The following is a 21216-nucleotide window of genomic DNA, read 5'->3' on the forward strand; positions in this document are numbered from 1 at the left end:
ATCGGTGGGGAGTACTGGCTCTTCTGGTCTGGCGGGTGGTCAGCCGACGCGTCGACAGCACAGGAACAGTTGCTCCTCCGGCGGCAGCGAGGTACTGGCCGGTGCGTAGGAATGCCCCGACCGCTCCTCGACGGCGAACCCGGACTCCACCAGTACCCGTTCCAGATCCTCCCTCAGATACCCGCTGATCCGCAGCTCCCGGCCGAGGAACGGGAGGGGAACGTGATCCAGATCCGCCTCGACCATGCCGAGCGCCAGCAGCCCGCCGGGCCGCAGCAGTTCGCGGAGCCGGGCGAGCACGGTGGGGATCTCGTCCTGGGGGAGGAGGATCAGGGAGAAGAACGCGGTGACGGCGGCGAAGGTGCCCCGGCCGCGCGGCCCGAGTTCGGGGACGTTCCAGGCGCGGTCGGCCCGTTCGGTGGCCAGGTCGTACAGGTCGATGCGGTGGAAGGCGGGCGGGTGCGGGCCGCCGTGGCCGGCCTGCCGGGCCAGCGTGAGCATAACGTCCGAAAGGTCTATACCGGTGACGTGCGCACCGCCCGCGACCAGCTGCCGGACGGTCGGATCACCGGCGCCGCAGCCGACGTCGAGGACGGCGGCACCCGGTTCGAGCGCGGCCAGCAGCCGGTGGCCGCAGGCGAGCTGTCCGTCCTTGGCGGGGAACGCCTCGGCGTAGCCGGTGCCGATGGTGTCGAAGGCGACCGCCTGCAGGGCGCGAGCGGCCCGGCGGCGCAGCACGTCGGGCTCGTCGTCACCCGCGTCCTCGTCGACGGGGAACGGGTCGGATATCTGTCCGGTCGTCACGATTGAGAGGCACCCTTCCACCCTGGCCTCCGGTCGGCTGTACGAGGCCGGGCCGCCGTCCTCCCGGCGCCCGCGCTGCCCCGCCGGCCAGCTGCCGGTGGCGGTACGTCACGCTCCCCGCGTCACTCTGACTGCACTCTGACACTTTGCACAGAGACACTCTGCACCGTGGGAGCGCCTGCGCGCTGCCGTTTCCGGATGCTCCGCCGGACAGGTGCACTCGTGTGTGTACTGGCATCTGAGAATATGCGTGATCACTCCACCATAGGGTCCCTTTCCAGCCAACTCGTCGCGGTTGGGGTGGTGTGGCCCGGGTTGCGGAAGCACGACGGTGCGGGCCGAGGTGGTGCGGGCCGGGACCGCACGCCGCATGGCGCGTTCGAGCCGCGCCGCTGACCTGCGCCGCCGACCTGCGAGCGGGCGGTCCGGCGGGCCGACGACCCGGCGTTTATCGAACGTCAATCGGTCCGGTGCAGAGTGGAACCAGCGCCGGGGAAGCGTTGAGGGTGCTCCCGCAGCCGGGGGGCTGCGGGGGCACCGAACGCATCGGGGGAGACCTCCACGGGGGGATGTCGGGGGACGTCGGAGGTCTACGGCGCGGGGGGACAGAGGGGCTCGGTGTGCTGCTGGGAGATGAGGTCCGCCACGGGGGAGGCCTCTGGCACACCGAGCCGTATGAAGATCGCGTGGGCCTCCTGGAGGCACGCGAGTCCACGCGCCGGTTGGGCGAGGCCGAGCAGCGCCTCGCCCAGCGCGGCGTTGGCCAGGCCCTGGCAGTAGGCGCCGTCGATCTCCTGGGCGATCGCCAGCGACTCGCCCGCCGCCTCGGCCGCCTCGGCGGTCTGCCGGCTCGCCAGCAGGCTCACCGCGAGCCGGGCGAGCGCGTAGCCCTCGCGGAGCCGGTTCTGCTGGGTCTGGTAGAGCTGGTGGGCCTCGCGCAGGTGCGCGACCGCCTCGGCCGGCGAACCGGTCGAGGACAGCACCACGCCGAGCTGGTAGAGGGTGTCCGCGAGGCAGGGCCCGTTCGCGGAACGCCGGGCGGTGACGGCCGCCTCCTCCACCGAACGGACCGCGGACTCGCTCTGCCCCGCGTTGAGCTGGGCGCGGGCGATGTTCCCGAGCAGCCGGGCCTCGCCGATGGGGAACCCGATGACCCGGCTGATCGCCAGGGCCTGTTCGAAGAACGGCAGGGCCTCGGCGGCGCGGTCGGAGACGCTCAGCACGATCCCGAGAATGTTGGCGACCATCGAGCGCAGCACGGTGATGTCGTCCGTGCCCTGAAGGTCCAGGCTGGCCCGCAGCGAGCGCTCGGCGCCCTGGAAGTTGTTGGCGAAGTACTCCAGCGTCCCGAGGGCGAAATGGACCCGGGCGAGGGCCTGGGTGTCCCCGTGCGCCTGCGCGTTGGACTCGGCGGTCTCCAGCAGCCGGCGCGTGCGGGGACCGTGCGTCGGGTCCTCGACGATGCTGTTGAGCGCGATCAGCAGATCGAGAGCGGGCCGCAGCAGGGCGGACGGCCCGTTGACCGCGGCCTCCACCGTGCTCAGCAGCATGCCGACCTCGGTCCGCAGCCACTGCTGTGCCGCCGCCCCGGTCGCCAGGGCGAGCCCGGGCGTCTTCAGCCCGTCGAGCGGTTCGGGCAGCTGGTCGTCGGGCTCGATGGCCTGCGCGGCGTTGCGCATGGTCGGCAGCACGTGCTCCAGCAGCCGGAGAACGGCGCGCTCCTGCTCGGCGGAGTCCGCCAGCTTCTCGTTCTTGCGCTGGGCGTACAGCCGCAGCAGGTCGTGGTAGCGGTAGCGGCCGGGTGTGAAGCACTCCAGCATGTTCGCCTCGACCAGCGACTCCGCCAGCGTCTCGGCGTACGCCTGTTCCTCCCCGAGCAGCGCCGCCACCGCGTCGAGCGGAAGGTCGGGCGAGTCCACCAGGGAGAGCAGACGGAACGCGCGGGCCTCGTCGGGCCGGAGCTGGCCGTAGCCGAGGCCGATGGTGGTCTCCACCGCGAGGTTGCCCAGCTGCAGCTCGTCGAGCCGCCGCCGTTGGTCCGCTAACCGCCGGGCCAGATCGGAGACGCTCCAGCGAGGCCGGCTGGCCAGCCGCGCCGCGGCGATCCGCACCGCGAGCGGCAGGAAACCGCAGGAGGAGACCACGGCCAGCGCCGCGTCGGGTTCGGCGGCGACCCGCTGCTCACCCACGATGGTGGAGAAGAGCGCCAGGGCCTCCTCGGGAGTCATCTCCTCGACGTCGACCAGGTGGGCGCCGGGAATTCCGGCCAGCCGGGACCGGCTGGTGGCGAGCACCGCGCACCCGGACACGCCGGGGATCAGTGGCATCAGCTGGTCGGCGTCCTGGGCGTTGTCCAGCAGGATCAGCATGCGGCGCTTGGCCAGGAGGGAGCGGTAGAGGGCCGCCCGCTGCTCCAGCGAGTCGGGCAGTTCGGTGGCGCCCAGCGAGTGCAGGAAGTCGCCGAGTACGACGGCGGGGTCGGCGGGGGACGCGCCCGCGCCGCGCAGATCGACGTAGAGCTGGCCGTCCGGGTACTCGGAGCGCACGCTGTGCGCGACATGCACGGCCAGGGTGGTCTTCCCGACGCCGCCGATGCCGGCCAGCGAGGTCACCACGACCGCCTGGCCGGTGCCGTTGCGCAGGGTCGCCCGCAGTTCCGCGACCAGTGCGGTCCGGCCGCTGAAGTCGGAGACGTCGGCGGGCAGTTGGGCCGGCGCCGGGGAGACCGCGGAGCCGTCGTCCCGGCTCCGGCTGTGCGGTCGCGCGGGCGGGTCCGGGGTCAGGGCCTGATCTCCCGCGAGGATGCGCGCGTGCATGGTGGACAGGCCGGCTCCGGGCTCGACCCCGAGCTCGTCGATCAGGAGCTTCCGGGTGTCCGTGTAGACGCCGAGCGCCTCGGCCTGCCGGCCGCAGCGGTAGAGCGCGAGCATCAGGAGTTCGCGCAGCCGTTCCCGGAGCGGGTGTTCGGCGGTGAGCGAGCTCAGCTCGGAGACGACCTCGGTGTGCTGACCGATCTCCAGCGCGGCGGCGCAGCACTCCTCCCACACCGAGACATGGCGCTCGGCGAGGCGGCTCCGCTGTGTCTCGGCGTGCGGCCCCGGCACTCCGGCCAGGGCCCGGCCGCTCCACAGCCCGAGTGCCGACACCAGCAGCCGGTGGGCCTCGAACAGGTCGCCGTCGGCCCTGGCCGCGGTGGCCTGCGCGACGGTGGTCTCGAAGACCGTGAGATCGAGTGCTTCCGAGGAAGTCCGCAGGGCGTATCCGTCGCTCACCGAAATGAGGATCTCGGCCGGTGCGCGAACCTCGCGATGCGGTTCGATCACCGCCCGGAGGCGGGAGACGTAGGTGCGCAGTGCGGCGATGGCCTGCGGCGGGGGGCGATCACCCCAGAGGCCGTCGACGAGATCCTGGGTGGCGACCGGGCGGCCCTGCTGGAGCAGGAGCGAGGTGAGCACCGCCTGCTGCTGCGGAGAGCCCAGCGCGAGCGACTCCGGGCCGCGCCACGCCTGCACCGGACCGAGCACCTGGAAGCGCAGCGTCGAACTGTGCGGCGTTTCCTGAGGCTCCATGAATTCCCCCGATGACCTGTGGCGGTGCCCTGCACGTACAGGGCGTTCGGCGGTCCCGCTGCGGTCGCATCAGCTTAGGCGGACAGCTGCAAACGCTGGAGATCAGCATCAGCGTTGCGATGTTTATAGGACATTTAACGGTTCCTACGATACTGTCCGGGCGCCTGGGTCGAACCGGTCGGGCGCACGCAGATCCCGATGACCTGAAAGGCAGCCAGCCATGGCCGAGATTGAGCCCACCAGCGCCACGACCCCGTCGGCCGATGCGGACACCCCCGAGGCCGCGGCGAAGACGGCTGCCGAGGGCATCGCCGAGGCTGCGGCCGATGTGGCCGGGTACACGGCCCCCGCCGACGAGAAGCACGAGGAGCCGCAGGAGCTCTTCGGCGGCGAGGCCGTCGAGCCCGAGCACGTCGAGGCCAAGCCGGGCGAGACCGTCCCGCTCGGTGCGATCAACGCTCACCCGTAGCCGCCCGCAAGGCCATCCGCCCCGTACCTCGGCGCTCCTGAGGTGCGGGGCGTTCGTCGTTCCCGGCCCGCCGGGTCAGGCCACCCGGCCCTCGTTGAGGCGGGAGTCCCGGTTGCGGGCCGCCAGGCGGGCGCTGAGCCTGGCCCGGCTCTCGGCGGCGGGATCGGGGTCCGCCCCGGTCTGGGCCGTCTGCGGTTCCTGGGCCGTCCGTGGTTCCGGGACCGCCTCCGGTGCCGGGCCGACGCGGTCGGGGCGGGTGGTCCACTCGCGGCCGCCGCCCAGGGGCCGCAGGTAGTGCTCCCCGCCGATGGTGTCCATGTAGATGCCGGTGCGTCCGGTCCTGCCGTCCAGGACGAGTTCACCCGCACGCGGCCGGTAGGCCGCGGCGTCGCGCTTTCGGGTGCTCACCGCGCTGCTCCTTGCTCTGGTGCGGGCGCGGCGATGGGTTCGCCGGCCCTGGTCGCTGTCGGTGCGTGTTCTGCTCGGCGACTACCCAGCATCTCTAGAGAAGCTAATATCTCTAGAGATGTCAACGGTCTTATCGGTTTACCGACGGCCGCGGGCGCGCCTAGGGTTTTCGCGAAGGAGAGGAACAGGGCGATGGCCGGCAGCAGTGGCGAGAAGCAGCCCAAGTACCAACGGATCGCCGACGCGCTCAGGGCCGCCGTCGACTCGGGGGAGTACCGCGCCGGCGACCGGCTGCCCGGCGAGAACGACCTCATGGAGACCTACGGCGTCGCCCGGATGACCGCCCGTCAGGCGCTCGGGGTCCTGCAGAGCGAGGGCATCGCCGAGGCGCGCAAGGGCGCGGGGGTCTTCGTCCGGGACTTCCGGCCGCTGCGGCGGCGCGGGATCCAGCGGCTCGCCCAGGGGCAGTGGGGATCCGGGCGGTCGATATGGTCCGCGGACATCGACAGGCGGACGCTGGTCGTCGACCAGGTGTCCGTCACCGAGCAGGGCGCGCCGGACCACGTGGCCAGGGTCCTGGGCGTCGACCCCGGGGTGCCGATGTGCGTGCGGCACCGCCGGTTCGTCCTGGACGGCAAGCCGGTGCTGCTCTCCACCTCCTACCTCCCGGCCGGGCTGGTCGCCGGCACGGCGATCACCCGCGAGGACACCGGCCCGGGCGGGACCTACGCCCGACTCGCCGAGATCGGCGCGAAGCCCGTCCACTTCCGCGAGGAGGTGCGGTCCCGGATGCCCAGCGCGGAGGAGAGCAGCCGGCTCGACCTGTCCGCCGGTACCCCGGTCATCCTGATCTGCCGGACGGCCTTCGCCGACGAGGGCCAGGTCGTCGAGCTGAACGAGATGACGCTCGACGCGGCGTCCTACGTCCTGGAGTACGACTTCGACGCGTGAGGACGCCGCGCCCGCCGGGCCCGGAGGCGGCCGACGGCACCGCCCCAGCCGACGGCACCGCCCCGGACGCCGTGCGGGCGGCCGGGGCGGTGCCGTGCGGAGCCGGGCGCGTCACTCCTTGGAGCGCACCCGCAGGCTGGTGATCAGCGGACCCTCGGTGGTCTCCCGGAAGAAGTCGTTGCCCTTGTCGTCGACCACGACGAACGCCGGGAAGTCCTCGACCTCGATCCGCCAGACGGCCTCCATCCCCAGCTCGGCGTACTCCAGGACCTCGACCTTCTTGATGCAGTCCTGGGCCAGGCGGGCCGCCGGGCCGCCGATGGAGCCGAGGTAGAAGCCGCCGTGCCTGGCGCAGGCGTCGGTGACCTGCTTGGAGCGGTTGCCCTTGGCGAGCATGACCATCGAGCCGCCGGCCGCCTGGAACTGGTCGACGTAGGAGTCCATCCGGCCGGCCGTGGTCGGGCCGAAGGAGCCGGAGGCGAAGCCCTCGGGGGTCTTGGCCGGGCCGGCGTAGTAGACCGGGTGGTCCTGGAGGTACTTGGGCATGCCCTCGCCGGCGTCCAGCCGCTCCTTGATCTTGGCGTGCGCGATGTCGCGGGCGACCACCAGCGTGCCGGTGAGCGAAAGCCGGGTCTTGACCGGGTACTTGGACAGCTCGGCGCGGATCGCGGACATCGGCTGGTTGAGGTCGACGCGGACCACGTCGTCGTCCAGGTGCTCGTCCGTGGTGTCCGGCAGGTACCTGGCCGGGTCGGTCTCCAGCTGCTCCAGGAAGACGCCCTCGGCGGTGATCTTGCCGAGCGCCTGGCGGTCGGCGGAGCAGGAGACGGCCATCGCGACCGGCAGCGAGGCGCCGTGCCGCGGCAGCCGGATGACGCGGACGTCGTGGCAGAAGTACTTGCCGCCGAACTGGGCGCCGATGCCGATCTGCTGGGTCAGCTCGGTGACCTTGGCCTCCAGCTCCAGGTCGCGGAAGCCGTGGCCGGTCCGGGCGTCGCCCTCGGTCGGCAGGTGGTCCAGGTAGTGCGCCGAGGCGTACTTGGCGGTCTTCAGCGCGAACTCCGCGCTGGTGCCGCCGACCACGATGGCCAGGTGGTACGGCGGGCAGGCGGCCGTGCCGAGCGAGCGGATCTTCTGCTCCAGGAACGAGAGCATGCTCGCCTCGTTCAGGATCGCCTTGGTCTCCTGGTACAGGTACGACTTGTTGGCCGAGCCGCCGCCCTTGGCCATGAACAGGAACTTGTAGGCGTCGCCGTCGGTCGCGTACAGCTCGATCTGGGCGGGCAGGTTGTTGCCCGTGTTCTTCTCGTCCCACATGGTCACCGGCGCCATCTGGGAGTAGCGCAGGTTGAGCCTGGTGTACGCGTCGTACACGCCGCGCGCGATCGCCGCGTCGTCGCCGCCGGAGGTCAGCACGTTCTGGCCGCGCTTGCCCATGACGATCGCGGTGCCGGTGTCCTGGCACATCGGCAGGATGCCGCCGGCCGAGATGTTGACGTTCTTCAGCAGGTCCAGCGCGACGAAGCGGTCGTTGGGGCTGGCCTCCGGGTCGTCCAGGATGCGCCGCAGCTGGGCGAGGTGGGCGGGGCGCAGGTAGTGCGAGATGTCGTGCATCGCCTCGGCGGTGAGCAGCCGCAGGGCCTCGGGCTCGACCTGGAGGAAGGTGCGACCGCCGGCCTCGAAGGTGGAGACACCCTCGGAGGTCAGCTTGCGGTACGGGGTCGGGTCAGCGCCCAGGGGGAGCAGGTCGCTGTACTCGAAGTCTGGCGTGGGAGCCATGGGGGCGGTCCTTAGTGTTCCAGTGGTCCGGCTGCGTCGGCGAAGCACCCTCAAGGGTAGGACCCGGCGGAACGTCGCACGCGGAGAGGTCGGCCTGCGTGACCGGGGTCACTCGGACACGCGTACGGGACTTGCCCGGTTGACTAGGCTTGGCGCGTGGACAACTCGCCGTCGCAGGACGACCAGGGGCAGCCGCCCGTACCGATGACCAAACCGGAGGCCAAGCCCGCCGTCCGGACCGAGCACACTCCGGTGGCCGAGGCCGAACTGCGGGCCTCGGACGCCGACCGCGAGCGGGTCGCGGAGCTGCTGCGCGACGCCTACGCCGAGGGCCGGCTGGACGTCGAGGAGCACGCCGAGCGGATCGAGGCCGCCTACGGGGCCAAGACCCTGGGGGACCTCGTGCCGCTCACCCGGGACCTTCCCGCACACCGGGCGGTCTCCTTCGAGAAGCCCCCGCTGGACGCCCCGGACCAGCGCCCGGCCGGCCCGGTGCGGCTGCCGGCCCGGCAGGAGTCGCCGTCCATGGTGGCGATCTTCGGCGGGGCGTCCCGGAAGGGCCGCTGGCGGGTCGGCTCGCACCTGCGGGCGGTCGCGGTCTTCGGCGGGGTGGAGATCGACCTGACCGACGCGGTCTTCGAGTCGCCCGAGGTGGTGATCGAGGTGACGGCCCTGTTCGGCGGGGTCGACATCAAGGTGCCGGAGAACGTCAGCCTGCACGGCGGCGGCGTCGGCATCTTCGGGGGCTTCGACGTGAAGGAGCAGACCGCCGCCGACCCGTACGCGCCGGTGGTGCGGGTCAAGGGGGCGGCGGTGTTCGGCGGTTGCGAGGCCAAGCCGCGCAAGGGCAAGAAGCTCAAGGAGTGGGTGCGCAAGCAGCTCGGCGCCGACTAGGAGTTGTCTGACCGGACTGCCCGGCCGGGAGCAACTCCCGGCCGGGCACTTGTCGTTGCGGTCGGTGCACTCCGTAGTCGATTGCGTGCAGTGTGCATGAATCGCGGCGCGGCGGGGTAGTTCCTCTCGCACATCGCTTCTTGTACGGCTGCGCACCGGAGCCGGCCTGAGGCCGGCCCGGGGGGTGAAGAGCGGGGGCTCGCAGCCGGGCAGGGGAGCGAGCTTCCCCCGTGTCCGAGAGCCTCGTCAGGAGTACGGCCGTGCTGCATCCGATCGAGTCCCGCACCACCTCGCCCGTTGCCGCCGCCCAGCTGCTGGAACGCCGGCCAGGCGCCCAGCCACAGGGGGAGGACGACCCCTGGCACACCGGCGCGGCCTGCCGCCGGGACGAGGTGGGGCTGTTCTTCGCGCCGTCCAAGGAGCCGACGGCGGCCCGGCTTTCGCGGGAGGAGCAGGCGAAGCAGGTCTGTGCGCGCTGCCCGGTGCTGCTCGAGTGCCGGGAGCACGCGCTGGCGCAGCCGGAGCCCTACGGGGTGTGGGGCGGGCTGACGGCGGCCGAGCGCCGGGTGGTGCTGGCCCGGCGGCGGCGCCGGGAGACGGAACTGCGCGAGCCGGCCCGGGTGCAGGCCGCCCAGCGCCGGATAGCGGGCTGAGCGGGCGTCAGCGCCCGTCGCCGGCCGAGCGTGGCCGGCGGGACGCCGATGGAACGCCCGGCCGGCCGGACGGCCGGTGGGCCGGACGCCCGGGGCCTCGGCGGAGGGGGATTCCGCCGAGGCCCCGGGTTCTGCCGTCGTGGTGGGCCCGCGGGGCGCGGTGCGCCTCCGGGGGTCAGTTGGCGCGGTCGAAGTCGATCGCGCTGTAGGCCCGCAGCTTGGACAGCTTGTGGGTGGAGTGGATCTCCCGGATGGTGCCGCTCTTGGAACGCATCACCAGCGAGCTGGTGGTGGCGGTCTCCTGGCGGTAGTGCACGCCGCGCAGCAGCTCGCCGTCGGTGATGCCGGTGGCGACGAAGAACACGTTCTCGCCGCTGACCAGGTCGTCGGTGGTGAGCACGCGGTCCAGGTCGTGGCCGGCGTCGAGGGCCTTCTGGCGCTCCGCGTCGTCCTTCGGCCAGAGCCGGCCCTGGATCACGCCGCCCATGCACTTCATGGCGCAGGCCGCGATGATGCCCTCGGGGGTGCCGCCGACGCCCATCAGCAGGTCGACGCCGGTGCCCTCGCGGGCGGCCATGATCGCGCCGGCCACGTCGCCGTCGGAGATGAACTTGATCCGGGCACCGGCCTCGCGGATCTCCTGGACCAGGCTCTCGTGGCGGGGGCGGTCGAGGATGACGACGGTGACGTCCTCGACGGCGCTGCCCTTGGCCTTGGCGACCCGGCGGATGTTGACGGCCGGCGGGGCGGTGATGTCGACGAACTCGGCGGCCTCCGGGCCGGCGACCAGCTTGTCCATGTAGAACACGGCGCTGGGGTCGAACATGGTGCCGCGGTCGGCGACGGCCAGTACGGCGACCGCGTTGTTCATGCCCTTGGCGGTGAGCGTGGTGCCGTCGACCGGGTCCACGGCGACGTCGCACTCGGCGCCGGTGCCGTCGCCGACCCGCTCGCCGTTGTAGAGCATCGGGGCTTCGTCCTTCTCGCCCTCGCCGATGACGACGACGCCGTTCATCGACACGGTCGAGACCAGGGTGCGCATCGCCTTCACGGCGGCACCGTCCGCGCCGTTCTTGTCGCCCCGGCCGACCCAGCGGCCGGCGGCCATCGCGGCCGCCTCGGTCACCCGGACGAGTTCGAGCGCGAGGTTCCGGTCGGGAGCCTCGGGCGCGACCTCAAGGGATCGCGGAAGATTGTGCGGGTACTGCGTGGTCATCGTCGTTACCTCTCTGTACGCGACGGCCAGTAAGCGCCCGACTACTGCCAGGTCGAACGCCGTGGTGAGGGTCCTGCGATCGTATCTGCCCATGAGATGACTGTCTGTGGCGCGGGTCGCCACCCCCCGTCGGAACCGGCCGGTTCGTCCCGCTTCACCCGTGCGCGCACACCCCCGGGTGTCGGGACCGCGGACCCGATGAGTCACCATGTGGGGGTGGCAGGAAACAGCAAGGGCATGAGGGGTCGGCAGACCGTACGGGACATGGTCCTGTCGATGGTCGCGGTCGGTTTCGTGGTCTGGATCGGGTACCTGTTCCTTCCGCACGACGCGGACGGCGACGGCGTGCACAAGGTCGAGTACAAGGTTGCGGCGGCCTCGGCGAAGCGCGGCGCGCCGTACCCGTTGCTCTCTCCGGACGGCCTGAGCGACCAGTGGCGGGCCACCTCGGTCACGTACCAGCCGGCCGCGCTCGGCGGCGGCAAGGGCAACGCCTGGCACCTGGGCTTCGTCACCCCGTCCGGCCAGTACGCGGCGGTCGAGCAGAGTGATCTCGCCCGCGACACCGTGCTCGGCTCGACGGTCGCCGGCGGCAAGCCGGACGGCACCTCGGAGGTGGCCGGGCAGACCTGGGAGCGCCTCCAGGGCCCCAAGTCCCGCGCCCTGACGATCCAGAGCGGCAGCGCCACCACCGTGCTCACCGGCACCGCCTCCTACGAGGAGCTGGCCGAGCTGGCGCAGGCGCTCAAGTAACCCTGGCGAAAGCCGCCCCGGGCCGTGCCCCGGGACACACGAAAGGGCCCCGCACCGGTGCGGGGCCCTTTCGTGTGCCGGTCGGACGCGACCGTCAGGCTCAGACGGAGGTGACGACCTCGTCGTAGGCCAGACGCGGCGAACGCGGGAACCAGGCGTCCTCGCCCGGCTTGCCGATGTTGACCACGGCCAGCACCGAGTGCTCGCCGTCGCCGAAGAACTCCTTGTTGAGGCCCGCGGCGTCGAAGCCGGTCATCGGGCCGGCGGCCAGGCCGGCGGCGCGCACGCCGATGATGAAGTAGCCGGCCTGGAGGGCGCCGTTCAGCACCGCCGACTGCTCGCGCACCGAGCGCTCGGTGAAGAAGAGGTCCTTGGCCTGCGGGAAGTGCGGGAGCTGGGTCGGCAGCTCCTCGTGGAACTCGTTGTCCACGGCCAGGATGGCGACCAGCGGCGCGGCGGCGGTCTTGGCCTTGTTGCCGTCGGCCAGGTGCTGGACCAGGCGCTCACGGCCCTCGGCGGTACGGACCAGGACGACGCGCAGCGGCTGCTGGTTGAAGGCGGTCGGGCCGAACTTGACCAGCTCGTAGATGGCCTGGATCTGCTCCTCGGAGACCGGCTCGTCGGTGAAGGTGTTCGCGGTGCGGGCCTCGCGGAACAGCAGGTCCTGAGCGGCGTCGTCCAGAACCAGGGCGTCGGTGGCGGCGGTGGTCATGTTTCTCTACACCTCATGAGGAACGGGGTTCGTCTGTGCGGTCGGCCGGTGCCGATCACCTGGTCCCAACATGAGTGAAGTTTCAACTGTTCCCGGCGGCCGGCGTGACCTGCGTCACTCGCCCGCGGGCTCGTCCTCCCCGGCGGCCAGCGCGGCGTCCAGCCGGGCCCTGGCGCCGTCCAGCCAGCGCTGGCATACCTTCGCCAGCTGCTCGCCCCGCTCCCACAGCGCCAGCGACTCCTCCAGCGACGTGCCGCCGTTCTCCAGCTGCCGGACGACCTCCAGCAGCGCGTCCCGGGCGTGCTCGTAGCCCAGCGCGTCGTCCGGGGTCCGCGGCGCGGCCTGCTCCTGCTGATCTGCCATGGGAGCCAGCGTAGAGGGTGCCCCCGACAGCGCGGCCCCTCCGGCTCGTACCGCTCGCCCGGCCGTCCGCTCGCCCGGCCGTCCGTTCGTCCGTTCGTTTGTTCGTCCGGACGGACGGACGGGGAAAACAAGTAGGCCCCGGCGCCCCCGGGCGCTAACCTCCGCCGCATGATCGACGTTCGACCGGCCGTTCCGGCCGACGCACCTGAGCTCGTCCGCCTGCGCGACCTGATGTTCGAGGCCATGCCCGGCATGGCCGGCCTGCACGGCCCCGGACCCTGGCAGGCCACCGCCGAGGCGGTACTGCGCGAACGCCTCGCCGTCCCGGCCGAACTGCTCACCATGCCGTCCTTCGTGGTCGACGACCCGCGCCGCCCCGGCGCGCTCGCCGCCTGTGCCGTCGGCACCCTGGAGCAGCGGCTGCCCTCGCCGGGCAACCCGGACGGCCGGTTCGGCTTCGTCTTCAACATCTGCACCGACCCCGGCCACCGGCTCCGCGGCTACGCCAGGGCCTGCACCGAGGCGCTGCTCGACTGGTTCGACGCCCGCCGGGTCGGCCGGATCGACCTGCATGCCAGCAGTGGCGGCGAGGCGCTCTACCGCAGCCTGGGCTTCGGCGAGCACTCCGTCGCGCTCTCCCGGCAGCGCTCCTACGGCTGATCCCGGCCGGCGGGGGCCTCGGCTCCGACGGCCGCCGGCTCCCCGACGGTCACCCCGAACGAGCCGTGTGCCACCCGGGCGTGCAGCCCCTCGCCCGGCGCCGTCTGCGCCGGGTCCGTCACCACCGTGCCGTCGGCCCGCTGGAGCACCGCGTAGCCGCGCTCCAGGGTGGCCGCCGGGGAGAGCGCGACCACCCGGGCCAGGGTGTGCCCCAGATCGCCCTGCGCGCGGTCCAGCCGGTGCCCGAGGGTGCGCCGGGCCCGCTCCAGCAGCGACTCCAGCTCATGGGCGCGCCCGTCCAGCATCCGGTGCGGCGCGGCCAGCGCCGGGCGGCTGCGCACGCCGTCCAGCCCGTGCTGCTCCCGCTCCACCCGGCCGAGGACGTGCCGGCGGGCCCGGTCGCGCAGGTGGCGGATCTTCGTCAGCTCCTCACCGACGTCCGGCACCACCCGTTTGGCGGCATCCGTCGGGGTCGAGGCGCGCAGATCGGCGACGAAGTCCAGCAGCGGCTGGTCCGGCTCGTGCCCGATCGCGCTGACCACCGGCGTCCGGGCGGCCGCGACCAGCCGCACCAGCCCCTCGTCCGAGAACGGCAGCAGGTCCTCCACACTGCCGCCGCCCCGGGCCACGACGATCACGTCCACCTCCGGGTGCTCGTCCAGCTCCCGGACGGCCGCGCTCACCCGCTCCACCGCGCTGACCCCCTGCACCGGCACGTTGCGCACCTCGAAGCGGACGGCCGGCCAGCGCCGCCGGGCGTTCTCCAGCACGTCCCGCTCGGCGGCCGAGCCGCGCCCGGTGACCAGCCCGACGCACTGCGGCAGGAACGGCAGCGGCCGCTTCCGCTCGGCCGCGAACAGGCCCTCCCCGGCGAGCCGCCGCTTCAGCTGCTCCAGCCGGGCCAGCAGCTCACCCAGCCCGACCAGCCGGATCTCCGCCGCCCGCAGCGAGAGCTGGCCGCGGGCCGCGTACCACTCCGGCTTGGCGTGCACGACGACCCGCGAGCCCTCCTGCACCGCGTCCGCGACCCGGTCGAAGACCGAACGGAAGCAGGTCACCGTCAGCGAGACGTCCGCCTGCGGGTCGCGCAGCGTCAGGAACACGACACCCGCGCCCGGCCGCCGGCTGAGCTGGGTGATCTGCCCCTCCACCCACACGGCGCCGAGCCGGTCGATCCAGCCGCCGATCAGTGCGGAGACCTTGCCGACCGGGAGCGGGGCTTCGGGAGAACTGGTGGTGGCCATGCGTACCAACCTAGTGGCGCACGCCGACACCGGGGGAGCCCTGGACGGCCAGCACCACCAGCCCGACCAGCAGCCACACCGCCCCCACGGTCTGCGCCGTGGACGAGGCCTCGTAGACCACCGCGCCGATCACCGCGATCCCCAGCACCGGTACCACCACGTGCCGCAGCAGGTCCCGCGAGCGCTGCTTCACCGCGTACCAGCCGATGACCGAGGCGTGCAGCAGGGCGAACGCGGTCAGCGCGCCCACGTTCACCACCGAGGTCAGCTGGTCCAGCCCGTCGTCCCGGCGGGCCGCCCAGACCGCCGCGGCGAGCGTGATCACCGCCGCCGTCAGCAGCGCCCGGCGCGGCACCGCCGAGGCCGGGTCGACCGCGCCCAGGAAGCGCGGCAGCCGGCCCGCCCGGCCCATCGCGAAGACCAGCCGCCCGGCCGCGGCCTGCCCGGCCAGCGCCGCGAAGGCCGCGCCGATCGCCTTGCTCGCCGCCACCAGCACGTGCAGCCAGTGCCCGATGCCGTTCTCCACCGTGTCGTAGAACGCCGAGCCCTGTGCCGCCGGGTCGGCCGCCAGCTGCTGCGGGGTCATCGGCTCCAGCAGCGCCGCCAGGTAGGTCTGCGCCACGAACAGCACCCCGGCCAGCACCAGGCACCAGAGCACCGCCCTGGCCACCGCCGCCGAGGCGCCCACGGCCTCCTCCACGAAGGTCGCGATGGCGTCGAAGCCCAGGTAGGAGAGGACCGCCACCGAGACCGCGGAGATCACGGCGGTCATCGAGAAGGCGCCGACCGCGGTGAACGGCGTGGCCAGGCCGCGCTGCGCGCCGTCCCGGACCAGCACCACCACGGCGGCGGCCACGAAGACCGCCAGCACCGCGATCTCCATCGCCAGCACCGCGAAGCCGACCGCCGCCGCCGTCCGCACCCCGACCAGGTTGAGCGCGGTGGTCACCAGCACCGCCAGCGCCGTCCAGACCCAGCGCGAGACGTCCGGCACCAGGGAGTTCAGCGCGATGCCGGAGAACAGGTACGCCACCGCCGGGATCAGCAGATAGTCGAGCATCGCCATCCACCCGGCGATGAACCCCGGCCCCTCGCCCAGTCCGGCCCGCGCGTAGGCGAACACCGAGCCGGTCTGCGGCACCGCGCGCACCATCTGGGCGTACGAGAAGGCGGTGAATCCCATGGCGACCGTGGCCGCCAGGTACACCGAGGCCACCGCGCCGTGGCTCTTGGCGTCCAGCACACCGAACACGCCGACCGGCGCCATCGGGGCGATGAACAGCAGCCCGTAGACCATCAGATCGCGGACACCCAGGCTGCGTCGCAGCCCGCCGGGTTCGACTCGCTCGCTCATAAACTCCACATTTGAGCATTCGGGACCGATTCCGCCCCGAAGGCGCCGGCCGTCGGCGCGGCTCGCCGCCGCCCGTACGATGGAGCCATGTCCAACACCGCGCAGCGCCGTGTCCTGCTCGCCGCCCCCCGGGGTTACTGCGCGGGCGTCGACCGCGCCGTGATCGCCGTGGAGAAGGCCCTGGAGCAGTACGGGGCGCCCATCTACGTCCGCAAGCAGATCGTCCACAACAAGTACGTGGTGCAGACCCTGGAGAAGCAGGGCGCGATCTTCGTCGACGAGACGGAGGAGGTGCCGGAGGGCTCGATCGTGGTGTTCTCCGCGCACGGCGTCGCGCCGGCCGTCCACGACGAGGCCGAGGCCGGCCGACTCGCCACCATCGACGCCACCTGCCCGCTGGTCACCAAGGTGCACAAGGAGGCCGTCCGCTTCGCCGACGAGGGCTACGACATCCTGCTGGTGGGCCACGAGGGCCACGAGGAGGTCGTCGGCACCATGGGCGAGGCCCCGGACCGCATCCACCTGGTGGACGGTGCCGAGGACGTGGCCGGCGTCCGGGTCCGGGACGAGTCGAAGGTCGTCTGGCTCTCCCAGACCACCCTCTCGGTGGACGAGACCATGGCCACCGTCGGCGAGCTGAAGAAGCGCTTCCCGCTGCTGGTCAGCCCGCCCAGCGACGACATCTGCTACGCCACCCAGAACCGCCAGGTCGCCGTCAAGCAGCTGGCGCCCGAGGCGGACCTGCTGATCGTGGTGGGCTCCAAGAACTCCTCCAACTCCGTCCGTCTGGTCGAGGTCGGTCTGGAGTACGGGGCCAAGGCCGCCCACCTGGTGGACTTCGCCGACGAGATCCAGGAGTCCTGGCTGGAGGGCGTCACCACGGTCGGCCTGACCAGCGGCGCCTCGGTGCCGGAGATCCTGGTCGACGGCGTGCTCTCCTGGCTCGCCGAGCGCGGCTACGCCGACGTGGAGACGGTCAAGACCGCCGAGGAGCACCTGATCTTCTCGCTGCCCAAGGAGCTCCGCCGCGACCTGCGCGCCGAGGCCGCGGGCAAGCTGTAGCCGGACGCGGATGCCCGGTGCCCCTGCGGGGTACCGGGCTCTCTGCTGTGCGGGGCCGTCCGGCCTCTCGTAGCTTTGTGCACAGGCCTGTGGACAAGGGTTTCGGCGGAGGGTGATCGTCATGACGGCGGTATTCGGCGTGGACATCGGCGGTTCGGGCATCAAGGGCGCCCCCGTCGACCTGGGCCGGGGGGAGCTCACCCAGGAGCGGTACAAGGTCCTCACCCCGCAGCCCTCCGCCCCCGGGGCCGTGGTCGCCGCCGTGTGCGAGGTGGTGCGCCAGTTCGACCATCAGGGCCCGGTCGGGCTGACCTTCCCCGGTGTGGTGGTGAACGGGCACACCAGGACGGCGGCCAACGTCGACAAGGGCTGGATCGGCCTGGACGCCGAGGGCCTGTTCCGGGAGGCGCTGGGCCTGCCGGCCACCGTGCTGAACGACGCGGACGCGGCCGGGTACGCCGAGACCGTCCACGGCGCCGGCCGCGACCAGGGGGGCGTGGTCCTGGTCCTCACCTTCGGCACCGGCATCGGCAGCGCCCTGTTCGTGGACGGCACACTGGTGCCCAACACCGAGCTGGGCCACCTCGAACTGCGCGGCAAGGACGCCGAGCGGCGGGCCTCCTCGGCGGCCAAGGAACGGCACGGGCTGACCTGGGAGGAGTGGGCGGTCCGGGTCGACGAGTACCTCGACGCGGTGGAGATGCTGTTCTCGCCGCAGCTGGTCGTGATCGGCGGCGGGGTGAGCCGCAAGCACGAGAAGTTCCTGCCGCTGCTGCGCGCGCGGGCGGCGCGGATCGTCCCGGCGGAGCTGCGCAACGACGCCGGGATCGTCGGAGCGGCCATGGCGGCGGCCCGGGCGTCCGGCTGACGGACGGTCCGGCCGGCGGTGGGTCCGGCGCCGGGCGGGCCCGCGGTACCGGCCGGTGGACCGTGGCGATCCACGGCCGCAGGAGTGGAAGGCCGGACCGGCCGACTTCCCACTCCTCAGCGCGCGCGGTGGATCCGCCGCTGGGCCACGAACCGGGCGAGGACGATCGCCGCCGCCAGGCCGGTGCCGGAGAAGAGCCAGCCGGCCCGCAGCGCCAGACCCGTCGCCAGCGCCACCACCTGGGCCGTCGTGCCCGTGGACGTGACCGGGCCGAACAGCAGCAGGGCGACGGCGAAGCCGATCGGCCCGCTGATCGGGGCGGCCGGCAGGTCGGCGAAGCGCACCCGGACGGCCAGCTGGAAGCAGATCACCAGGTAGCCGATGCCGAACAGCGGGCCGAGACCGCCGAACACCAGCCTGTCCAGGCCCGCCACGGCGACGGTCGCGACCAGGGCGGCCACCCCGGTGCCGATCGCCGTCAGCCGGGTCGGCCGGCCGTTGCGCTGCCGGCCGTAGACGCGGCCCTCGGCCGGCCGCTCGCCACGGGCGGCGAGCGGCAGACGCAGCCGGAGCCGGGGCCCGCCGGAGCGGCTCGGGGCGGGGACGCCGGCCACGGGGCGTAGCCGGGAGGGGGAGGGGGCGGGCGCTCCGGCGGTCTCGGGGGCCCGTTTGGGCCCGGGGACGGCGGCCCTGGCCGCGTTGCTCGGCGGTCGGCGTCTGGGCCCTGGCGGCTGGGTTCGGATGCTCTGCTCCACCCACCCAACGTACGGTCCGATCATCGCCACACTGTGTAATGGTTGTTCGAGGCTTCGTCCGTGTCTTCGGACGGAGTACTCGTGTGATCGTCGATCAACTCGGCCAGGGGGATTCATGACCAGCGATTTCACCAGCGATCTCACCGGCGGTTTCGGCTTCGAGCGGCTGCACCACGTCCAGCTCGACATCCCGGCCGGCGCGGAGGACGAATGCCGCGCGTTCTGGCGGGACGTGCTCGGCATGACGGAGGTGACCAAGCCGCCGGTGCTGGCCGCGCGCGGCGGCTGCTGGTTCCGGGGCGGCGGGGTGGAGGTGCACCTGGGCGTGGCGGCGGAGTTCCGGCCCGCCCGCAAGGGGCACCCGGGCCTCCAGGTGCGCGGGCTGGACGCGCTCGCCGAGCGGCTGGCGGCCCACGGCCATGACGTCGTCTGGGACGGTGACCTGCCCGGCTACCGGCGGTTCCACTCCAGCGACCGGCTGGGCAACCGCCTGGAGTTCCTGGAGCCGCTGCCGGCGGCGCCGGCGGCCTGACCGGCTGCCCGTAGACTGGGGGATCGGCCCGCACGGTGCCGACCCAACTCCTCCAAGCCCACGGGACTGCGCTTCATGTCGCTCACGATCGGAATCGTCGGCCTGCCGAACGTCGGCAAGTCGACCCTGTTCAACGCCCTGACCAAGAACGACGTGCTGGCGGCCAACTACCCGTTCGCCACCATCGAGCCGAACGTGGGCGTCGTCGGTGTCCCGGACGCCCGGCTGGGCAAGCTCGCCGAGATCTTCGGCTCGCAGCGGATCCTGCCGGCGACGGTCGACTTCGTCGACATCGCGGGCATCGTGCGCGGCGCCAGCGAGGGCGAGGGGCTGGGCAACAAGTTCCTCGCCAACATCCGTGAGTCGGACGCGATCTGCCAGGTCGTGCGCGCCTTCACCGACCCGGACGTGGTGCACGTGGACGGCAAGGTGTCGCCCAAGGACGACATCGAGACCATCCACACCGAGCTGATCCTGGCCGACCTCCAGACCGTCGAGAAGGTGCTGCCCCGGCTCCAGAAGGAGGCGCGCCTGAAGAAGGACACCGCCCCCGTGCTGGCCGCCGCCGAGGCCGCGCAGGCGATCCTGGAGACCGGCAAGACCCTCTTCGAGGCCGGCTTCGACACCGCCCCGATCCGCGAGCTGCACCTGCTGACCGCCAAGCCCTTCCTCTACGTCTTCAACGTCGACGAGGACGAGCTGGCCGACGAGGACTTCAAGAACGCCCAGCGCGCGCTGGTCGCCCCGGCCGAGGCGATCTTCCTCAACGCCAAGATCGAGTCCGAGCTGATCGAGCTGGACGACGCCGAGGCGCTGGAGCTCCTCCAGTCCATGGGCCAGGACGAGCCCGGCCTGGCCACCCTCGCCCGGGTCGGCTTCGACACCCTGGGCCTGCAGACCTACCTCACGGCCGGCCCCAAGGAGGCCCGCGCCTGGACCATCAAGAAGGGCGCCACCGCCCCCGAGGCCGCCGGTGTGATCCACACCGACTTCCAGAAGGGCTTCATCAAGGCCGAGGTCATCTCCTTCGCCGACCTGGTCGAGACCGGCTCCATCGCCGAGGCCCGCGCCAAGGGCAAGGCCCGCATCGAGGGCAAGGAATACATCATGCAGGACGGCGACGTGGTGGAGTTCCGCTTCAACGTGTGACGATGTGCATACTTTGCGCTAGATGACCTGTCAACTGTGCAGGTCAGATGGGGCCCGCTCTCTCGGGGGGTGGGCCCCTTGCTTGTTCCCGTGCTGACTTGGTGCTGGCTTCTCCGGGTCGGCATCGCGCTGAATGCCTCACCGGTCATCGCCGCGAGTGGTACGTTATTCGGTACCACTCTCGAAGGGTTTCCTGCCATGTCCATCACTGCGAGCGAGGCCCGCAAGGATCTCTTCCCGCTCATCAAGAAAGTCAATGACGATCACGAGGCCATCGAGATCGTCTCCAAGCACGGGAATGCCGTCCTCGTATCCGCCGAGGACTACGCCGCCCTGCGCGAGGGCTCCTATCTGCTGCGCTCGCCCGCCAATGCCCGCCGCCTGCTCAAGGCGTACGAAAACGCTCTCGGTCGCATCAACCTCGCCGAGCGCGAACTGGTCGACCCCGATGCGGCGGATGCGGGGCAGGGCGCCGCGTGAGGCTCGTCTTCGAGGATCAGGGCTGGGAGGACTACACGTCCTGGCTCAAGAGCGACCGCAAGATGCTCGCCCGGATCAACAAGCTCATTGAGGACGCCTGCCGTGATCCCTTCGCCGGGATCGGCAAGCCCGAGCCGCTGAAGTACCACCTGGCCGGCGCCTGGTCACGGCGGATCGACGACGAGCATCGCCTCGTCTACCTGGTCACGGATGAGGAGATCATCATCCTCGCTGCTCGCTATCACTACTGATCGTCCTCTGGCGAAGGTCGTCCCACCGTGCTGATTTCGTGCTGACTTAGGTCGCCGGAATCGACGTTTCCACAGGTCAGAACTCTGTACTCAACGTTCCGCTTCAACGTGTGACCGGATTAATGCCCTAAGTTAACCTGATCTGTCAAATGCACAGGTCGGGCGAGGCTTGCCTCTCTTGAGGCAAGCCTCGATTTCTTTTCCGTGCCGACCTGGTGCTGAGATTCGGGGCGGATCACTGCGGTGCGCCGTCCTGGAACGGCAGGCGGGCGGCTTCCCGAGTATCGGGC

General features: G+C 72.0%; 22 protein-coding genes. 12 read left to right on the top strand and 10 right to left on the bottom strand.

What is annotated here, in order from left to right; genetic code table 11:
* Nucleotides 1-39: 39 nt before the first annotated feature.
* Together ACIO5D_RS13490 and ACIO5D_RS13495 are read right to left on the bottom strand one after the other, a co-directional pair.
* The gene (locus ACIO5D_RS13490) at nucleotides 40-804 is read right to left on the bottom strand and encodes a class I SAM-dependent methyltransferase (RefSeq protein ID WP_400659151.1); all 765 of its coding nucleotides are present in this window, start codon (nucleotides 802-804) and stop codon (nucleotides 40-42) included.
* A gap of 590 nt (nucleotides 805-1394) precedes the next feature.
* The gene (locus ACIO5D_RS13495; protein WP_400659149.1) at nucleotides 1395-4373 is read right to left on the bottom strand and encodes an AfsR/SARP family transcriptional regulator; all 2979 of its coding nucleotides are present in this window, start codon (nucleotides 4371-4373) and stop codon (nucleotides 1395-1397) included.
* A 220-nt stretch (nucleotides 4374-4593) separates the two neighbouring features.
* Here ACIO5D_RS13495 and ACIO5D_RS13500 point away from each other — a divergent pair, with 220 nt between their 5' ends.
* Nucleotides 4594-4842, top strand: coding sequence for a hypothetical protein (locus ACIO5D_RS13500; RefSeq protein WP_400763500.1), 249 nt, complete (start codon nucleotides 4594-4596; stop codon nucleotides 4840-4842).
* 75 nt (nucleotides 4843-4917) lie between these two features.
* On the opposite strand, the gene ACIO5D_RS13505 is transcribed toward ACIO5D_RS13500, so the two are convergent.
* Nucleotides 4918-5250: a hypothetical protein gene (locus ACIO5D_RS13505; protein ID WP_363607443.1), complete on the bottom strand. Its 333-nt coding sequence runs from the start codon at nucleotides 5248-5250 to the stop codon at nucleotides 4918-4920.
* 192 nt (nucleotides 5251-5442) lie between these two features.
* On the opposite strand from ACIO5D_RS13505, the gene ACIO5D_RS13510 reads away from it, so the two are divergent.
* Complete coding sequence (locus ACIO5D_RS13510) at nucleotides 5443-6201, top strand: GntR family transcriptional regulator (RefSeq protein ID WP_363607444.1); 759 nt, start codon at nucleotides 5443-5445, stop codon at nucleotides 6199-6201.
* A gap of 111 nt (nucleotides 6202-6312) precedes the next feature.
* On the opposite strand, the gene ACIO5D_RS13515 is transcribed toward ACIO5D_RS13510, so the two are convergent.
* Nucleotides 6313-7980, bottom strand: a complete 1668-nt coding sequence (locus ACIO5D_RS13515; RefSeq protein ID WP_363607445.1) for a fumarate hydratase — start codon at nucleotides 7978-7980, stop codon at nucleotides 6313-6315.
* Between the two features lie 204 nt (nucleotides 7981-8184).
* On the opposite strand from ACIO5D_RS13515, the gene ACIO5D_RS13520 reads away from it, so the two are divergent.
* Together ACIO5D_RS13520 and ACIO5D_RS13525 are read left to right on the top strand one after the other, a co-directional pair.
* Nucleotides 8185-8874 carry a DUF1707 domain-containing protein gene (locus tag ACIO5D_RS13520; RefSeq protein ID WP_363607482.1) on the top strand — a complete coding sequence of 230 codons (690 nt, stop codon included), beginning with the start codon at nucleotides 8185-8187 and terminating at the stop codon, nucleotides 8872-8874.
* Between the two features lie 311 nt (nucleotides 8875-9185).
* Nucleotides 9186-9527 (top strand): WhiB family transcriptional regulator, encoded by a 342-nt coding sequence (locus ACIO5D_RS13525; protein WP_400659208.1) that lies wholly within the window; start codon nucleotides 9186-9188, stop codon nucleotides 9525-9527.
* 175 nt (nucleotides 9528-9702) lie between these two features.
* Here the strand turns inward: ACIO5D_RS13525 and glpX are convergent, their stop codons facing one another.
* Complete coding sequence (gene glpX, locus ACIO5D_RS13530) at nucleotides 9703-10743, bottom strand: class II fructose-bisphosphatase (RefSeq protein WP_363607446.1); 1041 nt, start codon at nucleotides 10741-10743, stop codon at nucleotides 9703-9705.
* A 216-nt stretch (nucleotides 10744-10959) separates the two neighbouring features.
* Between glpX and ACIO5D_RS13535 the strand changes: the two genes are divergently transcribed.
* Nucleotides 10960-11496 carry a DUF4245 domain-containing protein gene (locus tag ACIO5D_RS13535; protein ID WP_400795162.1) on the top strand — a complete coding sequence of 179 codons (537 nt, stop codon included), beginning with the start codon at nucleotides 10960-10962 and terminating at the stop codon, nucleotides 11494-11496.
* Nucleotides 11497-11596: 100 nt separating this feature from the next.
* On the opposite strand, the gene ACIO5D_RS13540 is transcribed toward ACIO5D_RS13535, so the two are convergent.
* Both ACIO5D_RS13540 and ACIO5D_RS13545 read right to left on the bottom strand, forming a co-directional pair.
* Nucleotides 11597-12208, bottom strand: a complete 612-nt coding sequence (locus ACIO5D_RS13540) for a malonic semialdehyde reductase (RefSeq protein WP_363607448.1) — start codon at nucleotides 12206-12208, stop codon at nucleotides 11597-11599.
* 114 nt (nucleotides 12209-12322) lie between these two features.
* A complete protein-coding gene (locus ACIO5D_RS13545; protein WP_363607449.1) occupies nucleotides 12323-12571 on the bottom strand; it encodes an exodeoxyribonuclease VII small subunit in 249 nt (82 codons plus the stop codon).
* Between the two features lie 168 nt (nucleotides 12572-12739).
* Here ACIO5D_RS13545 and ACIO5D_RS13550 point away from each other — a divergent pair, with 168 nt between their 5' ends.
* The gene (locus tag ACIO5D_RS13550; protein ID WP_363607450.1) at nucleotides 12740-13231 is read left to right on the top strand and encodes a GNAT family N-acetyltransferase; all 492 of its coding nucleotides are present in this window, start codon (nucleotides 12740-12742) and stop codon (nucleotides 13229-13231) included.
* Here ACIO5D_RS13550 and xseA read toward each other — a convergent pair.
* Together xseA and ACIO5D_RS13560 are read right to left on the bottom strand one after the other, a co-directional pair.
* Nucleotides 13222-14475 carry an exodeoxyribonuclease VII large subunit gene (xseA, locus tag ACIO5D_RS13555; RefSeq protein WP_363607451.1) on the bottom strand — a complete coding sequence of 418 codons (1254 nt, stop codon included), beginning with the start codon at nucleotides 14473-14475 and terminating at the stop codon, nucleotides 13222-13224. The two genes, ACIO5D_RS13550 and xseA, sit on opposite strands and share 10 nt — an antisense overlap.
* A 10-nt stretch (nucleotides 14476-14485) precedes the next feature.
* Complete coding sequence (locus tag ACIO5D_RS13560; RefSeq protein ID WP_400659142.1) at nucleotides 14486-15829, bottom strand: APC family permease; 1344 nt, start codon at nucleotides 15827-15829, stop codon at nucleotides 14486-14488.
* Nucleotides 15830-15916: 87 nt separating this feature from the next.
* Here ACIO5D_RS13560 and ACIO5D_RS13565 point away from each other — a divergent pair, with 87 nt between their 5' ends.
* Nucleotides 15917-16891: a 4-hydroxy-3-methylbut-2-enyl diphosphate reductase gene (locus ACIO5D_RS13565; protein WP_363607453.1), complete on the top strand. Its 975-nt coding sequence runs from the start codon at nucleotides 15917-15919 to the stop codon at nucleotides 16889-16891.
* 121 nt (nucleotides 16892-17012) lie between these two features.
* Complete coding sequence (gene ppgK / locus ACIO5D_RS13570) at nucleotides 17013-17759, top strand: polyphosphate--glucose phosphotransferase (RefSeq protein ID WP_400757464.1); 747 nt, start codon at nucleotides 17013-17015, stop codon at nucleotides 17757-17759.
* Between the two features lie 116 nt (nucleotides 17760-17875).
* Here ppgK and ACIO5D_RS13575 read toward each other — a convergent pair whose 3' ends face one another.
* Nucleotides 17876-18373 (bottom strand): DUF6542 domain-containing protein, encoded by a 498-nt coding sequence (locus ACIO5D_RS13575; protein ID WP_400795164.1) that lies wholly within the window; start codon nucleotides 18371-18373, stop codon nucleotides 17876-17878.
* A 256-nt stretch (nucleotides 18374-18629) separates the two neighbouring features.
* Here ACIO5D_RS13575 and ACIO5D_RS13580 point away from each other — a divergent pair, with 256 nt between their 5' ends.
* The 4 genes from ACIO5D_RS13580 (at nucleotide 18630) to ACIO5D_RS13595 (ending at nucleotide 20926) form a co-directional block, all read left to right on the top strand.
* A complete protein-coding gene (locus tag ACIO5D_RS13580) occupies nucleotides 18630-19046 on the top strand; it encodes a glyoxalase (protein ID WP_363607456.1) in 417 nt (138 codons plus the stop codon).
* Nucleotides 19047-19121: 75 nt separating this feature from the next.
* On the top strand, nucleotides 19122-20195 hold the full coding sequence (gene ychF / locus ACIO5D_RS13585; RefSeq protein ID WP_400795166.1) for a redox-regulated ATPase YchF: 1074 nt from the start codon (nucleotides 19122-19124) through the stop codon (nucleotides 20193-20195).
* Nucleotides 20196-20393: 198 nt separating this feature from the next.
* Nucleotides 20394-20675, top strand: coding sequence for a type II toxin-antitoxin system prevent-host-death family antitoxin (locus tag ACIO5D_RS13590; RefSeq protein ID WP_363607458.1), 282 nt, complete (start codon nucleotides 20394-20396; stop codon nucleotides 20673-20675).
* Complete coding sequence (locus tag ACIO5D_RS13595) at nucleotides 20672-20926, top strand: Txe/YoeB family addiction module toxin (RefSeq protein WP_363607459.1); 255 nt, start codon at nucleotides 20672-20674, stop codon at nucleotides 20924-20926. Before ACIO5D_RS13590 ends, ACIO5D_RS13595 begins: the two co-directional genes overlap by 4 nt.
* Nucleotides 20927-21216: the final 290 nt, after the last annotated feature.

The organism is Kitasatospora sp. NPDC087315, assembly GCF_044744345.1.
Lineage (GTDB): Bacteria > Actinomycetota > Actinomycetes > Streptomycetales > Streptomycetaceae > Kitasatospora.